This is a genomic window from Streptomyces sp. NPDC096012, from assembly GCF_040426375.1.
Lineage (GTDB): Bacteria > Actinomycetota > Actinomycetes > Streptomycetales > Streptomycetaceae > Streptomyces.
The window spans coordinates 77,529-95,907 of sequence record NZ_JBEOTD010000034.1; the positions used below are offsets into that span (position 1 = coordinate 77,529).

The window sequence follows — 18,379 nt, forward strand, 5'->3', positions numbered from 1 at the left end:
CGCCCGACCCGGACACCTTCACATCCCGCTCGACCGATTCCCCCAATGAGGTTGCACGGTTCATGAACTCCCGTCAGCGCCGCGGCGTGATACTCCTGATCCTGTCGGCCCTGTGCGCTCTGGGCGCGTTCGCCGGCGTGCTCTCCGTCGTCCATGACGTGAATTCCAAGGTGGGTCCCGAGGTCACCGCCTACCGGGTGAAAACCAAGGTCGAGCCGTACACCACGCTGGACACGGGCCAGTTCGAGAAGATCGAGATGCCGAAGCGGTGGCTGTCCGGCAACGCCGTCACCGACCTCCGCCAGATCCGCGGCAAGATCGCGGTGACCACGCTGCGGGCCGGTTCCCTCCTCCAGACCGACATGGTCGTCGATCGGCCGGCCCTCCAGCCCGGCCAGCAGGAGGTCGCCATCATGATCGACGCGGCCACGGGCGTGGCGGGGAAGATCACCCCGGGTTCACGCGTCAACGTCTACGCCACCTTCGAGGGCCGCAAGGAGGGCGACCCCGACCAGTCGAAGATCATCGTCACCAACACCCGCGTCCTCGAGGTCGGGCGCATCACCGCCCTCGACCCGGACCGCAGCAAGAACCAGCAGCAGCCCACCGAGGCCGTGCCCATCACCTTCGCGCTGTCCACCCTGGACGCCCAGCGGATCACCTACGCCGAGTCCTTCGCCCAGCGCGTCCGGCTCGCGCTCGTCGCCCCCGGCAGCGAGACCAGCGTTCCCGACAAGGACCGCACCTACGAACTCGCGACGGACAAGTGAGAGGCGGCCCGCATGCCCACCAGGATCCTCCCGGCCGGCGCGGACCCGGACGCCGTCCGCTCCCTCGTCACCCTGCTCAGCCAGCTGCCCGACGCCGAACCGCAGCCACCGGCGACCGACTCCACCCAGCTGCTCGACACCCTCGCCCGGCTCGCCGCCGACTCGATCGAGGAACTGCCGGAAGTGGTCGTCGTCCATGAACGCATCGGCCCGGTCCCGGCCCTGGAGCTGATCCGCGAGGTCGCCCTGCGCTTCCCGGCCGTCGGCGTCATCCTCGTCACCACCGACGCGAGCCCCGGCCTGTTCGCCGCCGCCATGGACTCCGGCGCCCGCGGCCTGGTCGCGCTCCCGCTGTCGTACGAGGAACTGGCCGGCCGCGTCCAGGCCGTCGCCCAGTGGTCGACCGGCGTACGACGGCACCTCGGGAACGGCGCCGACGTCCTCGGCGGCGCCGGCGGTACGGTCGTCACGGTCAGCGGCGCCAAGGGCGGCACCGGTGCCACCCTGACCGCCGTCCAGCTGGCGCTCGCCGCGCAGGCCTCCGGCCGGTCCACCGCCCTGGTCGACCTCGACCTGCAGACCGGTGACATCGCCTCCTACCTGGACATCCAGTTCCGCCGGTCGGTGGTCGACCTGGCCACCATCACCGACATCTCGCCCCGGGTCCTCGCCGACGCCGTCTTCCGCCACGACACCGGGGTCGCCCTGCTCCTCGCGCCCGGCGAGGGCGAACGCGGCGAGGAGGTCACCGACCGCGCGGCCCGGCAGATCCTCGGCGCCCTGCGGTCCCGCTACGAGGTGGTCGTGGTGGACTGCGGCGCCCGACTGGACGGGGCGAGCGCGGCGGCCGTGGAGTTGGCGGACACCGCCCTGCTGGTCGTCACCCCGGACGTCATCGCCGTACGGGGCGCCAAGCGGACCGTACGGATGTGGGACCGGCTGCAGATCCGCAAGGCGGAGGAGACGACGGTGGTCGTCAACCGGCACACCCGGCAGACGGAGATCCAGCCGGCCCTGGTCCAGCGCATCACCGGTACGGCCGTCGCGCGCACCGCGATCCCCGCCAACTTCAAGGAGCTGCAGGGGGTCGTGGACGCGGGACGGGTGCACGAACTCGACGGCAGGAGCGCGGTGAAGCAGGCGCTGTGGGCGCTCGCCGGGGAGCTGGGGCTGGCGAACGCGGGCGAGGGCTCGCACCGGGGCGCGGGCCGGCCGGCGGTGGGATTCCGCCGGCGGAAGGAGTGAGCGGCCCATGAAGCGGCTCCTGAAGCGGCCCGAGGGACGGTCCGAGGGACGGGTCCTGAGGTGGCCCGAGAAGCGGCTCCCGAAGCGGCCCGGGGGACGGGCCCTGAGGCGGCCCGGGACGCGGCCCGGGGGACGGGTCCCGAAGCGGCCCGGGCAGCGGGGTGGGGATCGCGGGCAGGTCACCATCGAGTTCCTGGGGATGACGCCGGTGATCATCCTGACGCTGGTGCTCGTGTGGCAGGCCGTCCTCGTCGGGTACACCTTCACGCTCGCCGGGAACGCCGCCGACGAGGCGGCACGGGCGGGCACGGCGGCACCGCCGGGAGGGGCGCGACAGGCCGCCTGCTCAGCCGCGGGGCTCAAGCACCTGTCGGCGGCCTGGCGAGGAGGTGCCGAAGTGAACTGCACCCAGAGCGGCTACGTGACGGCCGAGGTGACACTGCACGTCCCCGTCCTCTTCCCCGGTCTGATCGACTTCCCGGCCCGGGTGACCGGCCACGCCGGTGCCGTCGAGGAGGTGAAGCGCTGAGATGTCGTACCGCCGCGAAGCGCGCACACGGAGAACGCCGCGCACACGAAGCCCACGATGCCTGCGACACCCACGACGCTCACAAGGGCTGCAACGTCCACGACGCTCACAACGGCTGCGACGCCCACGACGCGACGCGGGCCAGGTGGCCATCGAGTACCTCGGGTTCGTCCCGATCCTGCTGATCGTGGCCATGGCGGCCATCCAGATCGGCGCGGTCGCCTACGCCGCGGAGCAGGCCGGTACGGCGGCCCGGGCCGGGGCACGGGCGGCCTCCCTGGGGCAGGGGGCCCAGCAGGCGTGTGCGCAGGCGGTCGGCGGCGCCCTCACGGTGTCGTGCGCGCAGAGCGGCGGCGGCGACTCGGTCACCGTCACCGCCACCGTGGCCATCCCCCACATCGTGCCCGGCTGGTCCTTCGACCCGGCCCGGAAGACCGCCACCATGCCGCGCGACGACCGAGCGAGGAGCAGCGGACCATGAGCCTGCGGGCACGTATCAACGCTCCCGAGGAGCAGGCCGGCCGGGGCGAGGACGGGCATCTGGTCGCCTCCTACCGGGCCAAGCTGCTGGAGGAGATCGACCTCGCGGAGATGAGTTCGCTCGCCGCCGCCGAGCGCCGGGCGCGGCTCGAGCGGGTGCTCGGGCACATCATCAGCCGCGAGGGCCCCGTGCTGTCGACGGCGGAGCGCGCCCAGCTGATCCGCCGGGTCGTGGACGAGGCGCTCGGTCTCGGCATCCTGGAACCGCTCCTGGAGGACGCCTCGATCACCGAGATCATGGTGAACGGCCCCGACGCGATCTTCGTGGAACGCGGCGGCCGGGTGGAGCAGTTGCCGCTCCGGTTCGCCTCCGCCGACCAGCTGATGCAGACCATCGAGCGGATCGTCTCCACGGTGAACCGCAGGGTCGACGAGTCGAACCCGATGGTGGACGCCCGCCTCCCCTCCGGCGAGCGCGTCAACGTCATCATCCCGCCGCTGTCGCTGACCGGCCCGATCCTGACCATCCGCCGCTTCCCGCGCTCCTTCACCCTCCAGGAGCTGATCGGCTTCGGCTCGCTCGACGAGCACATGCTGTATCTCCTGGCCGGCCTGGTGCAGGCGAAGTTCAACATCATCGTCTCCGGCGCGACCGGCACCGGCAAGACGACCCTGCTGAACGCCCTGTCCGGGCTGATCCCGCCGCACGAGCGCATCATCACCATCGAGGACTCCGCCGAACTCCAGCTCCAGCAGACCCATGTGGTCCGCCTGGAGTCGCGGCCGCCGAACGTGGAGGGCAAGGGGCAGGTCTCCATCCGGGACCTGGTCCGCAACTCCCTGCGGATGCGCCCCGACCGGATCGTGGTCGGCGAGGTCCGCGGCGGCGAGTCCCTCGACATGCTCCAGGCCATGTCCACCGGCCACGACGGCTCGCTCGCCACCGTGCACGCCAACAGCGCCGAGGACGCCCTCACCCGGCTGCAGACCCTCGCCTCCATGTCCGACGTCGAGGTGCCCTTCGTGGCGCTGCACGACCAGATCAACAGCGCGGTCGACGTCCTCGTCCAGCTGACCCGGTTCGCCGACGGCGCCCGCCGCATCACCGAGATCGCGCTGCTCGACAGCCACGGCGGCGAACCGTACCGGCTGGCGACCGTGGCCCGCTTCGACGCCCAGCCCATGACGGCGGACGGCCGGGTGTACGGCGCCTTCCAGTACTTCCCGCTGCCCCGCCGCACCGCCGACCGCCTCTACATGGCGAGCCAGCCCATCCCGCAGGCCTTCGGCGTCGCCCACTCCGCGGACCAGCTCGCCACCCGAGAAGCCAGGTAGGCCACCCCATGGAACTGCACACCCTCGTCCAGCTCACCACCGGTGTGACGCTGCTGACCTGCGTCCTGGCGGTGGCCGGCGTGCACGCCTACGCCTCGGGCCGGGCCCAGCGCGCCGCCCTGGTCGACCGCCTCGCGCTGACCGGCGCCGCCCCGGCGACCGGCCGCAGGCGCCGCTTCCGCGACCTCGACCGGCGGCTGCGCCGTACCCGCTTCGGCCGCGGGCTCGAACGCCGGCTGGCGACGACCGGCCTGGACGTCACGCCGGGCGAGTTCTTCGTCTACATGCTCGCCACGGTCGCCGCGCTCTGGCTGATCGGCCAGGCCACCCTCGCGCCCTTCTTCGGCCCCATCGCGGGGCTTCTCGGCATCTGGGCGGCGGTCCAGTTCCTCAACTGGCAGCGGCAGAAACGCATCGAACGCTTCATCAACCAACTCCCGGAGCTGGCCCGCATCCTGGCCAACGCCACCCAGGCCGGCCTCGCCCTGCGCACCGCGATCGGCATGGCGGCCGAGGAGCTCGAGGCACCCGCCGGCGAGGAACTGAGCCGGGTGGCCGACCGGTTGGCCATCGGCCACTCGCTGGACGACGCGCTCGGTGAACTCGCCGACCGCCTCCCCTCCCGCGAACTGGTCGTGCTGGTGACCACCCTCGTCCTGTCCAACCGGGCGGGCGGCCAGGTGGTGTCCGCGCTGCGGAACCTGACCGAGACGCTGGACGAACGCAAGGAGACCCGGCGCGAGATCCGCACCCAGCTCTCCCAGGTGACCATGACGTCGTACGCCGTCCCCGTCCTCGGCATCGGCGCCCTGTTCCTGATGAACGGCGTCAAGGACGGCGCCCTGGCACGGATGACCGGCTCACCGGTCGGCCAGGCCTGCGTGATCATCGCGTTCGCCCTGTACGCCGTCGGCTTCGTCCTCATCCGGCGCCTGAGCCGGATCGACGTGTGAGGAGGTGCGCACCCCATGGGACTCGGATTCCTGCTCGCACTGCTGATGGGCGCCGGCGTCTGGGGCGTCTTCGCCGGCGTCCGCATGTACCGCGCGGACGCGAGACTTCCCGGCGACCTCGCCGTGGCCCTGGAGGTCGGCGCCTCCCGGACCGGCGCGGTCGGCTCGGTCGTCGACCGGATGGGCATGCGCTACGCCCCGGCCGTCCTGCGCCTGATGGGCCCGCGGCTGGTCGCCAGGTACCGGCGCAAGATCGACCTGGCCGGCAACCCCGGCGGCCTGACCATCGACCGCTACGCGGCCCGGCGCGCGGTCTACGGCGCCCTGGGCGGCGTGGGCTTCCTGGTCTTCCTGCTGCGCGGCCAGTGGTTCGTGGCCCTGCTCCTGCTGCTGTTCGGCGCGTTCTGGACGGAGGTCGGCATCTGGTCGGCGATCCGGGTCCGCAAGGACGTCATCGAGCGCACCCTGCCCGACTTCCTGGACGTGCTGGCGGTGGTGGTCAGCGCGGGCCTCGGCTTCCGCCAGGCCCTGGACCGGGTCGCCTCCCGCTACGAGGGGCCGTGGGCCGACGAACTGCGCATCACGCTCCGCCAGATGGACCTCGGGATGAGCCGCCGGGAGGCCTTCGCGGAACTGCGCCGGCGCAACGACTCCGAGCAGGTGGCCATGTTCGTGACGGCACTGCAGCAGGGCGAGGAACTGGGCGCCCCGATCGTGGACACCCTCGTCTCCCTGGCCAAGGACATGCGCCGCACGGACGCCCAGAACGCCCGCCGCAAGGCCGCGCGCGCGGTGCCCAAGGCCACGCTGATGATCACCACGTTCATGGTCCCGGCGACGATGCTCCTCCTGGGCGCCGGCCTGCTGCTGGGCTCCGGGGTGGACTTCGGTTCGCTCACGGGGGAGTGAGCGGGCATGGCGGCGACGGGCCTGACGGGTCACGGGGCTCGCCCGGGGGGCGTGTCCGTGGGGGAACGCCGGTGGCGAACGGCCACCGCGTGGCTCGTACGCCTTCCCGGGGGCGGGCAGGAGGGGGAGGGGCGGCGGGGGGCGTCTCGCGCCGAGGGCGGCCCGCGCCGAGAAGCCTCCGGGGCCGGAGCACAGGCGCGGCCGAAGGGGTCCTCCGCCGGGGCCGGGCTGCCCGGGCGGCGGGCGGGCTCCGCCGCCGAAGGAGGGTCACGACGGGCGGTGTTGCCCCGCGGGAGTGAGGTGGGCCGGGCAGTGGTCCCCGACGAGCCCTCGGAGAAGATCCAGGTGCGGGCGCTGCAGGCGCTGTGCCGGCAGGTCTTCGGGTTCCGGCTCGCCATGATCGCCGTGGCCGCGCCCGCCGCCCTGCTCAACGCCGCCCCCGGCCTGGGCGCCCGCCTGGTCGGCGGAGCCGTCGTCGTCACCTTCATGGCGTCCTACGTCCTGTTCCGCGACTGGGAGCGCTTCGGCCCGCTGCTGCTGCGCCACCCCAGCCTGCTCGCCGCCGACACCCTCATCGGCTCCCTGCTCCTGATCTCGGCGGGACCCGACACCACCCTCGCCTACGTCAGCGTCTGCACCCCGCTCCTGGCCGGACTGGTCTACAGCTGGCGCGGCGCGGCCTGCTTCGCCTCCCTGCAGTCGCTGATCCTGCTCCTCGTCCACACCACCCTGAAGGCAGGGCGGCACGCTCCGGTCGCCGAGGCCCTGCTCCTGCCCGGCCTGTGCGTCGTCGCCGGCGCCATGGGCTCGACCCTGCGCAACCTGATGCTCCGCTTCGGCGCCGCGACCCAGGCCCTGACGGCGGTCCAGGCGCGCCTCGCGGCCGCGGAGGCGGTGAGCGCGGAACGCGCCAGGCTCGCCCGCGAGATGCACGACTCGGTGGCCAAGACGCTGTACGGCGTGGCCCTCGCGGCGGACGGCCTGGCGGCGACCGCCTCCACCGGCACCCCCGACCCCGTCCGGATCAGGGAACAGGCGGAACTGGTGTCCCGCTCGGCACGCAGAGCGGCGGCGGAGTCCCGGGAACTGCTGACGGACCTGCGGCAGGAGCAGCCCGGCGCGCGGCAGGGCATGTGCGCCTGGCGGCAACTGCGCGCCCTGGCCCAGGAATTCACCGCCCGCACCGGCCTGCCGGTCACCTGCCACTGGCCGGACCCCGCCGACCTCCCCGCGCTGCCCGCACCCGTGACCCGTCACGTCCTGGCCATCGCCGCGGAGGCGCTGGAGAACGCCCACCGGCACGCGTCCGCGACCCACGTGGACGTACACGCCGCGGTCCACGGCGGCCTGCTCCGCCTCACGATCCACGACGACGGCACCGGCCTCCCGCCGGCCACCACGCTCGAACGGCTGCGCGCGGCGGGCCACTTCGGCCTGGTCGGCATGGTCGAACGAGCCGCACAGACCGGTGCCCGCATCCGGGTGGGCCGGGGCGGCCACGCACGGGGGACGGAGGTGCGGCTGGAACTCCCGCCGACCGCCCTGCACCCCCCGGACCCCGGGGCGCCCGCCGGCCCCACGGACCGGGTTCACCGGGAAGCCTGAGAGGAGGCACCGATGCGGCACATCCGATCCCGGCCGGACTTCCCGCCGTCCACGCCCGCGGCCCCGCCCCTGCGGTTGCTGGTCGCCGACGACAACCCCGTGGTCCGCGCGGGCCTGACCGCCCTGCTCACGGGTCGCGCCGACACCACGGTGGTGGCCCAGGCGGCGGACGGCCGCGAGGCCTACGAGGCCGCACTCGAACACCGGCCCGACGTCATCCTCCTCGACGTCCGCATGCCCGGTGTCGACGGAATCTCGGCATTGCCGCACCTGGTGCGGCTCGCCCCGGTCATGATGCTCACCTACAGCCACGAGACGGAGACGGTGCGGGAGGCGCTGCGGCTGGGAGCGGGGGGATACCTGGTGCACGGCGAGTTCACGACGGAGCAGCTGGTACGGGCGGTACGGGACGTCAGGGAGGGCCGGCCGCATGTGACACCGGGCGCGGCGAAGGCACTCCTGACCGAACTGCAGAGCGGTGCACCTGCACACACAGGTCAGCAACTCTCTTCTCCTGCAACGGGAACGACTGTCGAAACTCTTTCGCAGTCGCAATCGTCTGTGGGAGAATCCTCCCGTTCACGGTTTCGGCTGAGTGCGAGGGAGGCGGAGATCATGGACCTCATCGCGTCCGGCATGACCAACCATCAGATCGCCGCCGCCTGCTTCATCAGCGAGAAGACGGTCAAGAACCACATCAACCGCATCTTCGCCAAGCTCCACAGCACGACGAGGTCCCAGGCGACCGCCAAGTGGCTGGGGGTGGCCTGAGATGACGACCGGGGTGGGCACCGGCCCCCGCGCCTGGGTCCGGAGTTGGGCCCTGGGGCCCTTGGGCGGCCGGCGCCCGGCACCGTACATTTCCCGGATCCGAGGCGAAGCTGGAGGGGAAGACCATGAGCAAGTGGTTCCACACCACCGTGGCGTATCTGCAGACCCGTGCCGCCCGGGGCGACCGGGGGCAGACCGCGGTGGAGTACCTCGGCATCATCGCGGTGGTCGTGGCGATCGTGCTGGCGATCACGGGTACGAGCATCGGGCAGACGATCTTCGACGCGATCAGGACGAAGATCACGGAGGTCACCGGCGGCTGACGCCTCCACTTCGCGACGCCGGGCAGGCCTTCCCCATCTACATCACCGTGGTGGCGGGCCTGCTCTTTCTTGCGCTGGCCTACCTTGCCGTCGGACAGGCCGCAGTGAACAGGGGGGGCGCCCAGACCGCCGCGGATGCCGCGGCGCTCGCGGCGGCTCAGGACGCCCGAGACCAACTGGCGGGAATGTGGGTGGCAGCCGTACGCGATCCCACCAAATGGCAGGCCATATTCGACGGAGCCGGGGCCGGTGACTTCTGCTGGCGTGCCGATCAGCTGGCCGTCCAGAACTACGCTGAGGTTCGTAGCTGCAATCCGGACCTGCTCGCCTACAGCGTCGAGGTCAGGACCGACAAGAGGGTCGGAGACTCCGTGGTCCCCGGCATCGAGGGCGTCCAGTCGACGGCTCGTGCCCGTGCCGTGATCGAGCCGCTGTGCAAGCCCCCTGCCGAAGGCCTCGCGGACCACCCGCTGCCCCAACTCTCCTGCCGGGACAAGGTGTGGGACCTTGAGCCGGACGATCCGTCGGCACTCCCGACACCCAGTGACCTCTTCGACGTCCACCTGGCCGACTGACAAGCGAACGCGATGGAAAAGGGAAGCAGAGCGATGAGCATTCGGACCACTGCGAAGGCCCGCGGAGGGATGATCGCTTTGACCGTTGCGGTTGGTCTGGCCGTCGGCGTGGCGGGATGCGGGGGAGGTGCCGGCGACGACAAGAAGCCGCACCGTAGCGCTTCCACGGCCGGCCACTCGGACCCCAGTGCCCAGGAGGGGCAGTCGGACACGCCCTTGGCCGAACTGAAGGGCTCTGAGGGCCTACTCCTCCAGATCACCTCCGCACAACGTGATTCCGGCGGCTTCCTCACGGTGAACGGCGTCCTGAAGAACGACGGGGCCAAGAGTCTCCTCGTCCCCTCGGCCTTGAGCGGCAATGAGACCGAGATCATCAGGAACGGGACGTCCCTGGGCGGAGCCACCCTCGTCGATCCGCAGGGCAAGAAGCGGTACTACGTGCTGCGCGACACAGAGGGCCGCCCGTTGACCACCACCGGCTTCTCGACGCTCAAGGCCGGTGACAGCCTGGCGGTGTTCATGCAGTTCCCGGCGCCCCCCGCCAACACGAGCGAGGTGGAGTTCCAGTTGCCGACATTCGCCTCCGCCGGCATCAAGATCTCCGGGTGAGGCCGACGTGACCACCACTCCGCGCCTCGCTCTCGTCCTCTCGGCGGCCGCCCTGCTGCTCGCGGCGAATCTTCAGGCGGCGGCCTCGGCGCGCGCCGACGACACCGGCCCCAGCGAACCCCCCGGCACCGAACCCTCCGCCACCGCGCCCGTGAAGGTCGACCCCACCGACCCGGACCTGAAGCTGCCCGAGGGCGCCACGCTGGCGGAGCCCAAGGTGCTGGACATCAAGTCGGTCGTGGAGGACCAGAGCGGGGAAGAGCGCAGGGAGGACACGAACGCCGACGTCACCTTCGCCCTGCAGGCCGAGGTGCTGTTCGGCAAGGACAGCGCCAAGCTCGGTGCGGCGGCGAAGGCCCGTATCGAGGTCATCGCCGAAGAGATCAGGAAGCAGAACTCCACCCAGGTCCGCGTCTTCGGCTTCACCGACGACCTCGGCTCCTCCGCCCACGGCGACGTGCTGTCCAGGCAGCGCGCCAACGCCGTCCAGGCCGTCCTGGACCAGGACCTGAACGACTCCGGCATCACCTTCGAGGTCCGCGGCTACGGCGAGCAGTACCCGATCGCCGACAACTCCACCGAGGCGGGCCGGAAGAAGAACCGCCGGGTGGAGGTCTCCTTCCCCCGAACCCGGGGGTGAGCCGTGGCCCCGGGGCGCCCTCCGTCCCTCGGGACCCCGGAGCCGGCGTCGTGGCCCTGGGGTGCCCTCCGTCCCTCGGGACCCCGGACCCGGCGTCGTGGCCCGGGGGCGCCCTCCGCCCCCCGGGACCCCGGACCCGGCGCCGTGGCGCGGGCACCTACACCCATACCTCCACCCGCGCGCCCACCCGCAGCCCCCACCCCGCCATCGCCCCGGCCTCCGCCTCCAGCACGTGCCGGGCCCGCGGGCGGGGCAGGCCCAGCCGGCCCGGCTTCATCGTGCGGACGGCGACGACCGTCAGCCGGCGGTCCAGGTAGGCGACGTCGATCGGCATCCGCATCCGGAACGTGTGCACCCCGCTCGCCGGTGACAGGAGCATCGCCCCCTCGACCGAGTCCCGGCCCAGCAGCCCTCGGGTCCGCGCCCGGTAGGACGCCGCAACCTCCAGCGGGACGGTTGCGGCCGCCGCGCCCCCCAAGGCCCCCCACACGACCAGCTCTCCTCGCCCGTCCCGCCAGCGCCCTCGCCGTCCCATCGCCGGTCCTCCCTCGTCGCCTCACCGCCAACACGGCGTGTCCACGTACACGTTGCCCTCATCACGTCCTCCCCGTCGGCAAGGCGGACATGACTCGACTCGGTGCAGTGTTCCGCCCCGGCTTCCTCGTGAGCACGGCCTCCCGGTACCGGTCCGGGCTCGGGTGCGGTGTGTTCCTCTCCGCCGCGAAGCAGGTCGTCGGGCGGGCGAAAACCAGCTGAACCCGCCGGCACCTCCTGCGATCATGGGCGCCATGACAGCGAACCGGCCCTTCGAAGACCTCGTGGCCGAGGGCTCCGCCGTGCCCACCGAAGGGTGGGACTTCTCCTGGTTCGAGGGGCGGGCCACCGAGGCTCGGCCCTCGTGGGGATACGCCCGGTCGGCGGGGGAGCGGCTGGCCCGTGCGCAGGCCGCCCTCGACATCCAGACCGGCGGTGGCGAGGTGCTGGACTTCGCGCTGGGCCGGGCGGAGCCGGCCCGGCCGGCGGCGGTCGCCGCCACGGAGGGCTGGCCGCCGAACGTCGCCAAGGCCACCGCACTGCTGCGGCCCCGCGGTGTGGTGGTCGTCGCCGCCCGGGACGACGCACCGCTGCCGTTCACCGACGAGGCGTTCGACCTGGTGCTCAGCCGGCACCCGGTGCGCCCGTACTGGGACGAGATCGCCCGGGTGCTGCGGCCCGGCGGCACGTATTTCGCCCAGCACGTGGGGCCGGCCAGCGTCTTCGAGCTGGTCGAACACTTCCTCGGCCCGCAGCCGGAGGAGGTGCGCGCCGTCCGTGACCCCGAGCGTGAGCGGGCCGGCGCCGAGGCGGCGGGCCTCGAGGTGGCCGCCCTGCGGGCCGAGCGGCTGCCGATGGAGTTCCACGACGTCGGCGCGGTCGTCCACTTCCTGCGCAAGGTCGTCTGGATGGTCCCCGGCTTCACCGTCGAGGCGTACGAGCCACAACTGCGCGCGCTGCACGAGCGCATCGAGAGGGAGGGCCGCTTCGTCGCCCACTGCAGCCGGCACCTCTTCGACATCCGCAAGCCGGCCCGCTGACCGCAAGGGCGTAACGGGAGAAACCGGGCGTCGTTCACCTCGCGTTCCCCTGCGGTTTCCACATCGTTATCGAGTCGGGTTCACATCCGCCACACCCGTCACGTAAGTTCAGACCAAGGTAATTCGCGTCAGCAAAGCTGCGCGTGCGGTACCGCGCAGTGGAGGGGGCTGCGCGGTGCCGAAGAAGCAGCACTGTGCACGCCGTGTGGCGGAGCGGAACGGTCAAGTCACCATTCGCGACGGGGTAGCCCATCGGAGGGATCCTCGGACAACTCGCCGAAGCGTCCCCAGGGCGACACAAAACCTCCGATTGTGTTCATAACCGCCCGCATTCCCCTGTGATTCGGCTGTGAATCGGCCATGGAACACCCCGGAATCCAGTGTTCCGCGCTCACCGCGGCGTCGCTGGGCGACTTCGGAGAGTAGTTGTGGCCCGTCGATGCCCCCGCCGTCCCTCACGAAGGGTTATGGTGGAAACCCCCCCTCGGGCCGGTCCGTCTCCCCCCCACGGACCGGCCCGTTTTTTTGTCGGGAACCGCCGGGCGCCGGGAAAGCGTCCTCGGTGACGGGCGAGGTCCCCACGCCGGGGACGTGCCGGCGCGGTGGCACGCGGATGCGGGGGCGCGGGGGCGCAGGGTCCACACCGGCGGCCCCGTGCGCGAACCCCGAACCGGAATCAGGCCTTCAGCAGGGGTAGGCTCGACGGCTCCGGCAGCCCGTACCCCCGCACCAACCCACCGGAGGGCCACGTGAACCTGCGCGACAAGCTGCGCGGCCTGCTCGTCAGGCTGTACGCGCGCCGGGTGGAAGGCCACCTGGACCACGCTCAGGTGCCCAAGCACATCGGCGTCATCATGGACGGCAACCGCCGCTGGGCGAAGGCGTCCGGCTCCACCGCCGTACACGGCCACCGGGCCGGCGCCGAGAAGATCGAGGAGTTCCTCGGCTGGTGCAGCGAGACCGAGGTCGAGGTCGTCACCCTGTGGCTGCTGTCCACGGACAACTTCGAGCGTCCGCAGGAGGAGCTCGTCCCGCTGCTGGGCATCATCGAGGACGTCGTCCGCACCCTGGGCGCCGACGGCCGCTGGCGGGTGCGCCACGCCGGGACACGGGACCTGCTGCCCGCGCAGATGCAGACGGCGCTGAAGGAGGCCGAGGACGCCACCGCGCACGTGGACGGGATAGTGGTCAACGTGGCCATCGGGTACGGCGGCCGGCAGGAGATCGCCGACGCCGTGCGCTCCATGCTGCTCGACGCCCACGACAAGGGCGTACCGATGGTCCGGCTCGCCGAGACCGTGGACATCGACATGATCGGCCGTCACCTCTACACGGGGGACCAGCCCGACCCGGACCTGGTGATCCGCACCAGCGGCGAACAGCGTTTGTCCGGATTCATGCTCTGGCAGACCGCGCACTCCGAGTACTACTTCTGCGACGTCTTCTGGCCGGCCTTCCGCAAGGTCGACTTCCTGCGCGCCCTGCGCGACTACGCCGCACGTCACCGCCGCTACGGCGGCTGAGAGAGCCTCACGCCACACCGCGCCGCGGCACCCCGTCACCGCCGGTGACGGGGCTGCCCGTATACCCCGGTTCGGATGGAAGTAACAAGGTATTCACCGTCGCGCTGTTGGCTGTATCTGCATGGCGGCGCATGTTCGAGGGCATAAGCCAAGCAGGTCGACACCCGAACCACGGGCGTCGTATCTCAGCGGACGGCACGGGGCCGTCCGCCCGGGAGGCCCTTTGCACCAGCCCGATCGTGCGGTCACTGCACGGAAGCAGCCGCGGAGGGCCGGTATCCGGCCCGCCCTGCGCGGGGGCCGGAAACCGGCCGCATCGAACCCATCCTCCCGGCCCGGCTTCCACTTCGTCGCTCCCCGACCTCATCCGAGGGGGTACGTCCTTCCGTGGTGACCAGCACAAAGCGCCACAAGCCAGACCGGCGCACCTATGTTCTCGACACCAGCGTCCTGCTGGCCGACCCGAACGCCCTGACCCGATTCGACGAGCACGAGGTCGTGCTTCCCATCGTGGTGGTCACGGAGCTGGAGGCCAAGAGGCACCATCCGGAGCTCGGCTACTTCGCCCGCCAGGCCCTGCGCCTGCTGGACGACTACCGGGTGAAATTCGGACGCCTCGACGCCCCCATCCCGATCGGGGAACTCGGCGGCACCGTCCGTGTCGAGCTCAACCACTCGGACCCCAGCGTGCTGCCCACCGGCTATCGCCTGGGGGACAACGACTCCCGCATCCTCGCGGTGGCCCGCAACCTGCAGGCCGAGGGGTTCGACGTCACCGTCGTGTCGAAGGATCTGCCGCTGCGGATCAAGGCCTCGTCCGTCGGCCTGCTGGCCGAGGAGTACCGGGCCGAACTCGCCATCACGGAGAACTCCGGCTGGACCGGGATGTCGGAACTGACACTCTCCGGCGAGCAGGTGGACATCCTCTTCGAGGAAGGGCACGTGTACGTCCCGGAGGCCGCCGACCTCCCCGTGCACACCGGCCTGACCATCCAGTCCGAGCGCGGCAAGGCGCTCGGCAGGATCTCCACCGACGGCAATGTCCGCCTGGTGCGCGGTGACCGGGAGGCGTTCGGCATCAAGGGCCGCAGCGCCGAGCAGCGCATCGCGCTCGACCTGCTGCTCGACCCGGACGTCGGCATCCTCTCCATGGGCGGCCGGGCCGGCACCGGCAAGTCGGCGCTGGCGCTGTGCGCGGGTCTGGAAGCGGTCCTGGAGCGCCGCCAGCACCAGAAGGTGATGGTCTTCCGCCCGCTGTACGCGGTCGGCGGACAGGAGCTGGGCTATCTGCCGGGCTCCGAGGCGGAGAAGATGAGCCCGTGGGCGCAGGCCGTCTTCGACACGCTCTCGGCGGTCACCAGCCGCGAGGTCATCGAGGAGGTCACCGCGCGCGGGATGCTGGAGGTCCTTCCGCTCACCCACATCCGCGGCCGCTCGCTGCATGACGCGTTCGTGATCGTGGACGAGGCGCAGTCCCTCGAACGGAACGTCCTGCTGACCGTTCTCTCCCGGATCGGCGCCAACTCGCGGGTCGTTCTGACCCACGACGTGGCACAGCGGGACAATCTGCGCGTCGGCCGCTACGACGGCGTGGTGGCCGTCGTGGAGAAGCTGAAGGGGCATCCGCTCTTCGCGCACGTCACGCTGACCCGCTCGGAGAGGTCCCAGATCGCCGCCCTTGTGACCGAAATGCTCGAAGAAGGCCATATCTAAGGGCCTCTGAGAGCTTCCAGGCGTATCTCGGGGCATCCGAGCGCATCCAAGGGGATATCGGAGCAAGGCCAGTTGACGCCGTCCGGCAAAGGCACAGGAGCCTAGCCGGGCGGCGTCTTCGCGTGTGGCGGTTTCCTGAAACCACTGGGCCGAAACGGGATGTGAGCTTTCACACGCAACTCGGAATTGCGGGCCGGTGCCGGGTTACGGCAGAGTCTCAGTCCTGTCAGGCCTCGCATACGGCACACGTGTACCCCCAGCGGTACGGCACCACAGCAGCACCACCAACTCCATATCGTCGCCGTATGCCGCCCGCGCACCATGTGGCGCTCCCCTCGGGGGAGTTGCCCACCGGGCCCGTGCCTCCCGTGACCCCGCAGTTGGGAGGCCAGTGTTCAGGGGCACGATTGCGTCCGCCAGGGTCACCGAAGCGGGCGATGCTGGAAGGAAACCGTGTGAGCCGGATTTCGGTCCGGGGATTCGCAGTGGCCTCGGCCACCGCGGTCACCGCCGTCGGAAGCGTCGTCGGAGTTGCCTCGGGCAGCGTCGCGCAGAACAACGACGCCGAGCCGACGGCCGCCGACACCACGCTCCTCGCGGACATACCCGCGGGTCAGCAGGCGCAGGTGCAGACCGCGTCCCTGACGCACCAGGCCGACGTCCAGGCCATCGCCGCGGACGCGAGCGCGAAGAAGGACGCCGAGGAATCGGCCCGCAAGGCAGCCGCCGAGACCGCCATCGCGAAGAAGGCGGACGCGGAGAAGGCCGCCAAGGAGGCCAAGGAGCGCGCCCAGGCGAAGTCCGAGGCCACCACCCGCTCGACCCGTGACACCTCCAGCTTCCCGGTGCAGGGCAGCTACACCGTCGCGCAGATCCAGGCGATGGCGCGTCAGATCGTGCCCGCCGACCAGTTCCAGTGCTTCAGCAACATCGTGGACCACGAGTCCAGCTGGAACTACCGGGCGGTCAACGCCTCCTCCGGCGCCTATGGCCTCTTCCAGGCCCTGCCGGGGTCCAAGATGTCGTCCGCCGGCGCCGACTGGCAGACCAACCCGGCCACCCAGATCAAGTGGGGCCTCGGCTACATGAACAGCTCCCGGTACGGCAGCCCCTGTGCCGCCTGGTCGTTCTGGCAGGCCAACCACTGGTACTAGGCAGACCACCGGTACGGATCCGGCCGGTCCCCGCTCAACCCTCGCGCAGCCCCTCCCCATCCTAGGGGGAGGGGCTTTCGCCCTGTACGGTCGTACTCGAACGACTCCCGGGGGGAGTGGTGGCCAGCACCCGGGGACGCGGGGGAAGAGGACGGATGATGTCGCGAGTGCCAGGGTGGCTCGGCCGGCTCGGAGCCGGTCTCACCGAGATGAGCGAGCGTCTGAACGAGCGCCGTGCCGAGGTGGAGAAGGAGAGCGCCGAGCCCGCACGGGCCGCGAAGCCCCCCGCCGCGGACCCGCCGCCCGCCCGCCGGCCCGCACGGCCGGCCGGCCCCCGGCCCGACCCCGCCGGGGCGGTGCCCTGGGGCGTCCGGGTCGCGGCCGAGGCCGGCTGGCGCCTGCTCGTCCTCGCCGGCACGGTCTGGGTGCTGATGCGGGTCATCAGCGCCGTCCAGCTGGTGGTGTTCGCCTTCGTCATCGCCCTGCTGGTGACCGCGCTGCTGCAGCCGACGGTCGCCCGGCTCACCCGGCGCGGGGTGCCGCGCGGACCGGCCACCGCGCTTACCGCCATCAGCGGCTTCGTCGTCATCGGCCTGATGGGCTGGTTCGTGACCTGGCAGGTCATGGAGAACATCGACACGCTCTCCAACCAGATCCAGAACGGCATCGACGACCTGCGCAACTGGCTGCTGAAGAGCCCCTTCCACGTCACCGACAAGCAGATCAACCAGATCGCCAAGAACCTGCGCGAGGCGATCGGGGCCAACACCGACCAGATAACGTCCGCGGGCCTGGAAGGCGTTCAGGTCATCGTCGAGGCGCTCACCGGCGTGCTGCTGGTGTTCTTCTCGACGCTGTTCCTGCTCTACGACGGCGAGCGCATCTGGCAGTGGTTCCTGAAGCTGGTGCCCTCCGCCGCCCGACCGGGCGTGGCCGGCGCCGGCCCGCGCGCCTGGCGCACCCTGACCGCCTACGTCCGCGGTACGGTCCTGGTCGCCCTCATCGACGCCATCTTCATCGGCATCGGCATCTACTTCCTCGACGTGCCGATGGCCGTCCCGCTGGCCGTGTTCATCTTCCTGTTCTCCTTCATCCCGCTGGTCGGCGCGGTCGCCTCCGGCGCGCTCGCGGTGATCGTGGCGCTCGTCACCCAGGGCGTCTTCACGGCGCTCATGACGCTCGTGGTGGTCCTCGCCGTCCAGCAGATCGAGGGTCACGTCCTGCAGCCGTTCATCCTCGGCCGCGCGGTCCGCGTCCACCCGCTGGCGGTCGTGCTGACGGTCGCGGCCGGCGGCATGGTGGCCGGCATCGGCGGCGCGGTGGTGGCCGTACCGCTGGTGGCGGTGACGAACACGGTGGTGGGATATCTGCGCCGGTACTCCGAGGAGGCGGACGCGAACGGCGGCGTGCCCCCGGCGGAGCCCGAGATCGCGCCCACCGGCGCCCAGGAACCGGACCCGCCGGGCACCGGGGAACCGGTCGAGCCCGGCACCGAGCCGGTGGCCTGACCCGCCGCACCCCGGCGCAGAAGGCCCCGCCCGGTCGGCGGCACACGCCCGGCCCCGCCCGGGCAGCGGCATACGACGGCCCCCGCCCACCAACGATGGTGGGCGGGGGCCGTCGTACGACGTGGCGGGTTACTCGGCCCACTCGGCCCATACCCCCACGGTG

19 protein-coding genes are annotated in these 18,379 nt (G+C 71.5%); 18 read left to right on the forward strand and 1 reads right to left on the reverse strand.

Translation table 11 applies throughout. The annotated features are described in order from the left end of the window. Positions 1-62: 62 nt before the first annotated feature. From cpaB to ABVB68_RS27930, 13 genes are all read left to right on the forward strand, one after another. Positions 63-770 (forward strand): Flp pilus assembly protein CpaB, encoded by a 708-nt coding sequence (cpaB, locus tag ABVB68_RS27870; RefSeq protein ID WP_353603909.1) that lies wholly within the window; start codon positions 63-65, stop codon positions 768-770. Between the two features lie 12 nt (positions 771-782). Next, positions 783-2,015, forward strand: coding sequence for a CpaE/TadZ family protein (locus ABVB68_RS27875; RefSeq protein WP_353603910.1), 1,233 nt, complete (start codon positions 783-785; stop codon positions 2,013-2,015). A gap of 199 nt (positions 2,016-2,214) precedes the next feature. Continuing rightward, on the forward strand, positions 2,215-2,544 hold the full coding sequence (locus ABVB68_RS27880) for a pilus assembly protein (RefSeq protein ID WP_353603911.1): 330 nt from the start codon (positions 2,215-2,217) through the stop codon (positions 2,542-2,544). 145 nt (positions 2,545-2,689) lie between these two features. Next, positions 2,690-3,025, forward strand: a complete 336-nt coding sequence (locus tag ABVB68_RS27885) for a TadE/TadG family type IV pilus assembly protein (RefSeq protein WP_353603912.1) — start codon at positions 2,690-2,692, stop codon at positions 3,023-3,025. Continuing rightward, positions 3,022-4,359 carry a TadA family conjugal transfer-associated ATPase gene (locus tag ABVB68_RS27890; RefSeq protein ID WP_353603913.1) on the forward strand — a complete coding sequence of 446 codons (1,338 nt, stop codon included), beginning with the start codon at positions 3,022-3,024 and terminating at the stop codon, positions 4,357-4,359. The genes ABVB68_RS27885 and ABVB68_RS27890 overlap by 4 nt, the downstream gene beginning before the upstream one ends. A gap of 8 nt (positions 4,360-4,367) precedes the next feature. Further along, positions 4,368-5,312, forward strand: a complete 945-nt coding sequence (locus tag ABVB68_RS27895; RefSeq protein WP_353603914.1) for a type II secretion system F family protein — start codon at positions 4,368-4,370, stop codon at positions 5,310-5,312. A 15-nt stretch (positions 5,313-5,327) separates the two neighbouring features. Next, positions 5,328-6,221, forward strand: coding sequence for a DUF5936 domain-containing protein (locus ABVB68_RS27900; RefSeq protein WP_353603915.1), 894 nt, complete (start codon positions 5,328-5,330; stop codon positions 6,219-6,221). 312 nt (positions 6,222-6,533) lie between these two features. After that, complete coding sequence (locus ABVB68_RS27905; RefSeq protein ID WP_353603916.1) at positions 6,534-7,826, forward strand: sensor histidine kinase; 1,293 nt, start codon at positions 6,534-6,536, stop codon at positions 7,824-7,826. 12 nt (positions 7,827-7,838) lie between these two features. Continuing rightward, positions 7,839-8,597 carry a response regulator gene (locus ABVB68_RS27910; protein ID WP_353603917.1) on the forward strand — a complete coding sequence of 253 codons (759 nt, stop codon included), beginning with the start codon at positions 7,839-7,841 and terminating at the stop codon, positions 8,595-8,597. Positions 8,598-8,722: 125 nt separating this feature from the next. After that, a complete protein-coding gene (locus ABVB68_RS27915) occupies positions 8,723-8,920 on the forward strand; it encodes a Flp family type IVb pilin (protein WP_353603918.1) in 198 nt (65 codons plus the stop codon). Next, the gene (locus ABVB68_RS27920) at positions 8,917-9,495 is read left to right on the forward strand and encodes a pilus assembly protein TadG-related protein (protein WP_353603927.1); all 579 of its coding nucleotides are present in this window, start codon (positions 8,917-8,919) and stop codon (positions 9,493-9,495) included. The genes ABVB68_RS27915 and ABVB68_RS27920 overlap by 4 nt, the downstream gene beginning before the upstream one ends. 33 nt (positions 9,496-9,528) lie before the next feature. Then, on the forward strand, positions 9,529-10,104 hold the full coding sequence (locus ABVB68_RS27925) for a hypothetical protein (RefSeq protein ID WP_353603928.1): 576 nt from the start codon (positions 9,529-9,531) through the stop codon (positions 10,102-10,104). A 7-nt stretch (positions 10,105-10,111) separates the two neighbouring features. Continuing rightward, positions 10,112-10,744 carry an OmpA family protein gene (locus ABVB68_RS27930; RefSeq protein ID WP_353603919.1) on the forward strand — a complete coding sequence of 211 codons (633 nt, stop codon included), beginning with the start codon at positions 10,112-10,114 and terminating at the stop codon, positions 10,742-10,744. A gap of 157 nt (positions 10,745-10,901) precedes the next feature. Here ABVB68_RS27930 and ABVB68_RS27935 read toward each other — a convergent pair whose 3' ends face one another. Continuing rightward, a complete protein-coding gene (locus ABVB68_RS27935; protein ID WP_353603920.1) occupies positions 10,902-11,279 on the reverse strand; it encodes a DUF192 domain-containing protein in 378 nt (125 codons plus the stop codon). A gap of 253 nt (positions 11,280-11,532) precedes the next feature. Between ABVB68_RS27935 and ABVB68_RS27940 the strand changes: the two genes are divergently transcribed. From ABVB68_RS27940 to ABVB68_RS27960, 5 genes are all read left to right on the forward strand, one after another. Beyond that, positions 11,533-12,318 (forward strand): class I SAM-dependent methyltransferase, encoded by a 786-nt coding sequence (locus ABVB68_RS27940; RefSeq protein ID WP_353603921.1) that lies wholly within the window; start codon positions 11,533-11,535, stop codon positions 12,316-12,318. A gap of 749 nt (positions 12,319-13,067) precedes the next feature. Further along, entirely contained in the window at positions 13,068-13,841 is a 774-nt protein-coding gene (locus ABVB68_RS27945; protein WP_353603922.1) for an isoprenyl transferase, read from the forward strand. A gap of 387 nt (positions 13,842-14,228) precedes the next feature. Continuing rightward, positions 14,229-15,554: an RNA 5'-3' helicase PhoH2 gene (phoH2, locus tag ABVB68_RS27950; RefSeq protein WP_353603923.1), complete on the forward strand. Its 1,326-nt coding sequence runs from the start codon at positions 14,229-14,231 to the stop codon at positions 15,552-15,554. A gap of 455 nt (positions 15,555-16,009) precedes the next feature. Then, a complete protein-coding gene (locus ABVB68_RS27955) occupies positions 16,010-16,708 on the forward strand; it encodes an aggregation-promoting factor C-terminal-like domain-containing protein (protein ID WP_353603924.1) in 699 nt (232 codons plus the stop codon). A gap of 158 nt (positions 16,709-16,866) precedes the next feature. Then, entirely contained in the window at positions 16,867-18,216 is a 1,350-nt protein-coding gene (locus ABVB68_RS27960; RefSeq protein ID WP_353603929.1) for an AI-2E family transporter, read from the forward strand. Positions 18,217-18,379 lie beyond the last annotated feature (163 nt).